Origin of the sequence: Vibrio sp. 10N.247.310.98 (assembly GCF_041467395.1) — a bacterium.
Classification (GTDB): domain Bacteria; phylum Pseudomonadota; class Gammaproteobacteria; order Enterobacterales; family Vibrionaceae; genus Vibrio; species Vibrio crassostreae_C.
This window is the reverse complement of record NZ_JBFSUL010000036.1, coordinates 41,902-48,077: the sequence shown is the minus strand read 5'-3', so window position 1 is coordinate 48,077 and position 6,176 is coordinate 41,902. Positions and strand designations below refer to the sequence as shown.

Below are 6,176 nucleotides of genomic sequence, written 5' to 3'. Positions count from 1 at the left end.
TTGGACATAAAAAGACCCCCAATAATTGGTGTCCAACTATTGGGGGTCAGTTCAACATTGCTGGCTTTTTCGATCTTAAAGCCAAGCAAACCTTCGCTTCTTTACCGTCCCTCGAATTCAGCTCAACCCCACATCATTATTAACGCCCTTAAGTTCTTAGCAGCTATAACAATCACTTGTGGTATTTGATACAGTTATAAGCAGAAATTTAGACCACAACGGAATGTTTATTATGAAGAAAATCGCGTTGATACTTTTCCTTGCTACTCAATTAATGGCTTGTACCGAGGTTGGCAGTGAAGCTTGGTGTGCGGATATGAAAGAAAAGCCTAAAGGTGACTGGACGGCTAATGAAGCGGGCGATTTTGCTAAACACTGTATTTTCTAATCACGTTAGCTTCTAATTCTACATTGGGCTGAATTAATACGCTCTGTGTAAAACAATCCATGGAATAAGTGAGTTTTAATGGAACACCAACTAGACAACAACTGGAAGCACATCGAATGGGTATTAACCGACGTCGATGACACGCTCACTTGGCAAGGTTCACTCCCTCCAGAAACCCTGATTGTGTTACAAAAGCTGAGAGACAATGGAATCAAAGTGGTCGCTGTAACGGGAGCCTGTGCTGGTTGGTGTGACCATATTGCGCAGCTCTGGCCTGTCGATGCCGTGCTTGGAGAAAACGGCGCCTTCTTACTAGAGAAGCAAGATGATGCATTACAACTCTCATCTGAAACACCGCTAGAACAAGTGCGTAAGAACCAAGCTAAGCTAAAACAAGAAGTTGAAGCGATCTTGTTGAGTTACCCCGACCTATCGCTAACTTTGGATCAATCTTACCGCTTGTGTGAGGTCGCGATTGATATCGGCCAAAACCGTAAGCCTGTTGATCCTGAAACTGTTCAAGCGGTACTCGAAAGAATACACGCTTTAGGCGCACACGCGACGGCAAGTTCGATTCATATCAACGCTTGGTACGGCGAACACTCAAAGAAAAACGCCGTGCACCGTTTCCTGGCTAATAAAGGCTTATCGCTTGAGCAAATCCACAATCAAGCCTGCTATGTCGGCGATTCAATGAATGATCAGCAGATGTTCGAATCACTTCCACTTACCGTTGGCGTGGCAAACATTCAACATTATTGGGATAAGCTAGAGCACCATCCAAGCAGGGTCATGTCGCAGCCTGGTGGCTATGGGTTTGCAGAATTTGTGGATGCGCTGCTGAGGCTTAAAAGTGAAGTAATTTAGATAATCGCTCAGACTTTGAAGCAAAAATCGCACAAGTTTTCACTCATACGATTTCATTCATGTCATGTCCATCGATTAAACGGGCTCAACGAACTTAGAGAATAATCATCCCATCTCGATAAGTCAGTGATGGTGCTACATCTTGACCAAGTAAGACTGGGCCATCGAGGTCGACGATTTCAGATTGAACGGCGATAGGCAGAGCTGCACGCATCGCCAGCGATGTACCGAGCATACAACCCGACATCAGCGTAAATCCTAGCCTTTGAGCTTCTTCAGCAAGTACCAATGCTTCGGTCAAACCACCTGTTTTATCGAGCTTGATGTTGACCATTTCATATTTGCCTAACAAAGATGAAAGTTGCGAAGTGGTATGACAGCTTTCATCAGCACACAGTGGTATCGGGTGCTTGATGTGCGCCAATGAGGCATCGTGCTGTTGGGGTAACGGCTGCTCGATCATCGCAATATCAAATTCTACCAGTTGATTGAACAACTCTTCGAGATTCAATCCTGTCCACGCTTCATTCGCATCCAATACAATTTGAACATCTGCCGCAGCTTCTCGTACCGCGCGAACACGCTCTACCACCTGCTCGCCGTCAAGCTTCACTTTCAGAAGTTTCGCACCATTCGCGACATAGTCTCGAGCCTGAGTCGCCATGGCTTCTGGCGTGCCAATCGAGACTGTCATTGCAGTCACGATTTGAGCAGGCAACTCAAACAAGCTATTCGGAAACGTCTGGTCGTTCTGCTGAGCTTCAAAATCCCAAAGCGCACAATCGACCGCATTGCGCGCTGCCCCTCCGGTCAATAAAGACTGAAGATGATCTCTTAGCTCTGCCGGATCAGTAACGCCTCGTTCAAACATAGCTTCAAGTGCGCTAGACGCTTGTTGGATTTGCGCTAACACAGACTCCGATGACTCGCCGTATCGTGGGTAAGGCGTGCATTCGCCCTGAGCTCGTTTGCCACCATGTTCAATGTAAACACGAACAACGTGACACTCAGTTCGACTGCCACGAGAGATGCGAAAAGGCGTTTGCATCGCGATAATAATGGGTTCAGCTGTAATCTTCATAATTTCACTCGGTTGATGTTCACTTTAACAAATGGAAACGTAGAAATGATGAAGTCGTTAAAGTGAATGTCGCAAATGATCAGTAATGTGTTGTACACCAAAGCGCACTGGGTCCGTCACTGGCACTTGATAGAGTGTGGTCCATTCTTGGCACAATGTCTCAGCCTCTTCAATGCTAATCGCCGACGTGTTCAAGCAGATACCCACCAGCTTCGCGTCTGGATTAGTCAGTCGCGCCGCTTGCAAGTTGGCTTCAATCGTCTGTTCTATGCTTGGTAATTTAGCATGAGGAAGGTTACGAATATGTGGTCGCCCAACTTCATGACACAGCACTAAGGCATCAGCTTGTGCGCCATGTAAAAGACCCAAACTCACGCCTGCAAACGAAGGGTTGAACAAAGAGCCTTGCCCTTCAATGATGTCCCAATCGTGGTCGGTAAAATCAGGGCTAATCGCTTCAACTGCGCCAGAAATAAAATCCGCAACCACCGCATCAATCGAAATACCGCTGCCTTCAATCAAAATACCTGTCTGCCCTGTCGCTTTAAACTGAGCGGATGTTCCCGCTTGTTTAAGCGACTTTTCAATCGCTAATGCCGAGAACATTTTGCCTACTGAGCAATCAGTTCCGACAGTAAGCAGGCGCTTACCTTGACGAAGCTTACCGTTACCAACATTAAGAACACCGTCAAAATGGCGTACATCATGAAGCTTAGTCAATCCTTGTTGCTGCATGTCAGCAAGCGGTGAAAATTCACTCAATCGTTGGTGCATGCCAGATGCAATCTCATATCCCATTTCTGCAGCGGCCATAATGGTTGACTGCCAAGAATCAGGAATAACACCACCCGGATTTGCGGTACCAATCACTAGCGTCTTCGCGCCCTGCGCTTGCGCCTCTTGCAGGGTCATATCCGTTAAGCCCAGTGAAACGGTATCACCCGTTAAACGCAGTTGACCTAGGCAGATTTCTGGTCGCCATTGATGAATACCGCGAGCTGTTTTTGCAGCGAGTGGGTCAGTAACATCCCCAAGAAAAAGAAGGTAAGGTTGAGCGATCGACATGAGTATTCCTAATTAATAAGCCCTTGTATGGGTTTACTTTAATTAAGAACTTCGAAGCTGCCGAATGCCTATTTATGGCGAGCCTATAACCTTAAGTTATAGGGTGAGTATGGATTTTCAATGAAGCGATAAATTGCTTAACGGAAATCGACTGAGGGGTGTGCTCTGCGCAAAGCATCGATACCGAAAATTGGATGTCTGGTTGAAGCGGCAACACACAGACCGCATCGTCATTTTGATATTGCTCTGCCGTCCACGGATCAACAATCGCAAACCCCGCTTGGTGCTTGACCAGTTCCGCAGCGGCGCTATACCCACGTACAGATATCGGGTGGTGATAATGCTGCTCACGTGCAATAAGGCGTTGATGTAACAGGAGGCCTAATGGATCGCGGCTATCGAGCCCGATGATTGGCAGCGGATAATTGATCAGATCATCTAACGTTAATTCCGCGGGGAAATGATCAACCGTATTGGAAGGAACCAAAACCTTTAGTGATTCGGTTAATAGCGTTTCACTTAATATCGCAGGCGGTGCTTCATCGCCAAACGCGATAGCAATATCAAGCTCATGCTTTAATAACCCAGCACACAGCTCATCACGGTTTGCAGTCAGCAACTCAAAAGAGAGCTCTTGTTCCCGAGACATTTGGGCTATTACCTGAGTCAGCAATTTAGTCGCCAGAATCGGTGGCGCACCAATGCGTAAATGCTGATGTCCTTGCTTGACTTTATTGGTCAAAGAACGAAATTGACCCAGTTGCTGATAAACCTTTTCCGCTTCTGGCAGTAAGGTTTTTGCCTCAACCGTTGGCACCAACCGCCCTTTAACTCGTTCGAATAAGCCAAACCCAAGTTGTTGCTCCGTGTGCGCCAAAATACGGGTCACGTTTGGTTGCGACACATGCAAGCTGCGCGCGGCTCCAGATACGGTTCCGGTCTGCATAATGGCGTAAAAGACTTCCAATTGTCTTAGGTTCACATTGATGTCCTTATGGTTCGCGAAACAAATCTAGGGTTTGGCTTTTCTTGTATTAGCTAAGCTGTTTATCGGTCTAGCTAGCGTTTTGCGTGAGTCTATTTTAGTAGCTCAGCTATCGTAGGTTGAAGTATCTCAGCCCAAGTTTGATAAGCCTTCGCATTCAAATGCAGATCATCACACGAGTACTTGTTCGACAACAGCTTATTAGGCGACAATACTGAATTCACATCTAAGAACGCAATGCCTTGCTGTGTACAGTACTCGCTTAGCTTGCTATTGAGCAGTTCAACCGACGGATTTAAACCTTGCAGTTTAGAGCCAACATAAAGCGTTGATTGCACCAATATGCGAATCTCATTTTCTTGCCACACCTTAAGCATATCAATGTAGTTCTGGTAGATATGGTCGACATCATAACCCTGAGCTAAATCGTTTATCCCTGCCATAAAACACACCAGCTTTGGCTTCACATTCAACGTGGTATCAATACGGCGCAACATGCCAGTTGTGGTGTCACCCGCTAAGCCACGGTTGACCATCGAGATATCACGGAAAATATCCGCCCACGGTGCCCACTCGGTGATCGAGTCACCAAACATAACTAAGTCTGCACTTGGAGAAAAATGGCGGTGATTATCTGATGTCATGATGTAACGACTCATACTGTGGCCTCGTTGCTGAATCTCAGACTGAAGAGCGACTGCCTTGAGGATCTCGCTATCTGGCGTGGCGCTATCAAATTGAGCTAGCAATCCTTCGATATGAGGCTTAAAAGGGCTAAGACGAGTACTCAGTTGATGATGTTCTTTAAGGGAAGATAACCTCTCTAGTAATGCATACAAAGAGCAGTTTTGACCAACTTCTTGGAATAACTGATAGAGATCGAGGACAGAGTGTTGCTGTAGCGCGGCAAGTAATTGCTTGTCTTCCATGGTGTTATCTAACCCTTCAATTATCTGATGATGAACTCAAGATAATATCCGATTGCGTACGGGATAGATAACACTAGAAGCAGAGAATTACTTTTCTTTGATCAGCAGGTGATTACGGTTATCGCGGCTTTTCTTAATCAGCTCGTTGCTCTCATCCATTTCATCTGACTTAGCAAGGCGATCATAAAGCAGCACGTTAACTGTTGCAGCCAAGTTCATGCAGCCAACCGTTGGTACGTACACAACATGATCGGCTCTGTCGGCGACATCTTGAGAAATAGAGCCGTCTTCAGGGCCAAAGATATAAATGGCATTTTCTGGGTGTTTAAAACGCGGTAGTGGTGTTGCACCTTCTGCGAGTTCTACGCAAACGATCTTCGTTTCTGGATCAAGATTGTCTAAAAACGACTCAACACCAGTCAACGGGATAGTACGCGCAGCACTCTTAGTATCGGTGTGGAATTTTGCGGCTTTTTCGTAGCGTTGCCCTGTGTATTTAACTTCGTCGACTTGGTAACAACCAGCCGCACGCATAACAGCACCAACGTTTGTCGGGCTCTTTGGGTTAGTTAAACCAATAGTCACATGGCTTTTGTTCATGAATCTTTCTCACTTAACGAATAGACATAGCAGGGTGCTACAAAGCGTCGCATTCTAACAAAGCAGCGTCGAATTCAAAAGCATCGATACAAACTCACTTTTTCTCGCTTAAGCCTCTAGTTGCAAGGCTTCTCACCCCAAAAACCTAACCGTCATCATATTTATAAAACAAAAACACTCTAGGATAACAATTAGACAACAAGCCCATTTACATTTTGAAACCACATTAATAATGTGTTGAAAATTGCATGAGACAATCAC

7 protein-coding genes are annotated in these 6,176 nt (G+C 45.8%); 2 read left to right on the top strand and 5 right to left on the bottom strand.

The window, feature by feature from the left end; translation table 11 throughout:
• The first annotated feature begins 232 nt into the window (after window positions 1–232).
• Both AB6E78_RS14680 and AB6E78_RS14675 read left to right on the top strand, forming a co-directional pair.
• Window positions 233–388: a DUF3012 domain-containing protein gene (locus tag AB6E78_RS14680; RefSeq protein ID WP_017061679.1), complete on the top strand. Its 156-nt coding sequence runs from the start codon at window positions 233–235 to the stop codon at window positions 386–388.
• A 78-nt stretch (window positions 389–466) separates the two neighbouring features.
• Entirely contained in the window at window positions 467–1,255 is a 789-nt protein-coding gene (locus tag AB6E78_RS14675) for an HAD-IIB family hydrolase (RefSeq protein ID WP_102393449.1), read from the top strand.
• 94 nt (window positions 1,256–1,349) lie between these two features.
• Here AB6E78_RS14675 and dgcA read toward each other — a convergent pair whose 3' ends face one another.
• The 5 genes from dgcA to AB6E78_RS14650 form a co-directional block, all read right to left on the bottom strand.
• On the bottom strand, window positions 1,350–2,336 hold the full coding sequence (gene dgcA, locus AB6E78_RS14670; protein WP_017066889.1) for an N-acetyl-D-Glu racemase DgcA: 987 nt from the start codon (window positions 2,334–2,336) through the stop codon (window positions 1,350–1,352).
• 57 nt (window positions 2,337–2,393) lie between these two features.
• Window positions 2,394–3,401 carry an N-acetyltransferase DgcN gene (gene dgcN / locus AB6E78_RS14665; RefSeq protein ID WP_017061677.1) on the bottom strand — a complete coding sequence of 336 codons (1,008 nt, stop codon included), beginning with the start codon at window positions 3,399–3,401 and terminating at the stop codon, window positions 2,394–2,396.
• A gap of 91 nt (window positions 3,402–3,492) precedes the next feature.
• A complete protein-coding gene (locus AB6E78_RS14660) occupies window positions 3,493–4,383 on the bottom strand; it encodes a LysR family transcriptional regulator (protein WP_017066887.1) in 891 nt (296 codons plus the stop codon).
• A gap of 95 nt (window positions 4,384–4,478) precedes the next feature.
• Window positions 4,479–5,315 (bottom strand): SGNH/GDSL hydrolase family protein, encoded by an 837-nt coding sequence (locus tag AB6E78_RS14655; protein WP_372112832.1) that lies wholly within the window; start codon window positions 5,313–5,315, stop codon window positions 4,479–4,481.
• An 87-nt stretch (window positions 5,316–5,402) separates the two neighbouring features.
• Window positions 5,403–5,915, bottom strand: coding sequence for an RNA methyltransferase (locus tag AB6E78_RS14650; protein WP_017061674.1), 513 nt, complete (start codon window positions 5,913–5,915; stop codon window positions 5,403–5,405).
• Window positions 5,916–6,176: the final 261 nt, after the last annotated feature.

Coding starts and splice junctions, on each gene's coding strand:
- AB6E78_RS14680 (WP_017061679.1), top strand. CDS start 233: ATGAAGAAAATCGCGTTGATACTTTTCCTTGCTACTCAATTAATGGCT.
- AB6E78_RS14675 (WP_102393449.1), top strand. CDS start 467: ATGGAACACCAACTAGACAACAACTGGAAGCACATCGAATGGGTATTA.
- dgcA (WP_017066889.1), bottom strand. CDS start 2,336: ATGAAGATTACAGCTGAACCCATTATTATCGCGATGCAAACGCCTTTT.
- dgcN (WP_017061677.1), bottom strand. CDS start 3,401: ATGTCGATCGCTCAACCTTACCTTCTTTTTCTTGGGGATGTTACTGAC.
- AB6E78_RS14655 (WP_372112832.1), bottom strand. CDS start 5,315: ATGGAAGACAAGCAATTACTTGCCGCGCTACAGCAACACTCTGTCCTC.
- AB6E78_RS14650 (WP_017061674.1), bottom strand. CDS start 5,915: ATGAACAAAAGCCATGTGACTATTGGTTTAACTAACCCAAAGAGCCCG.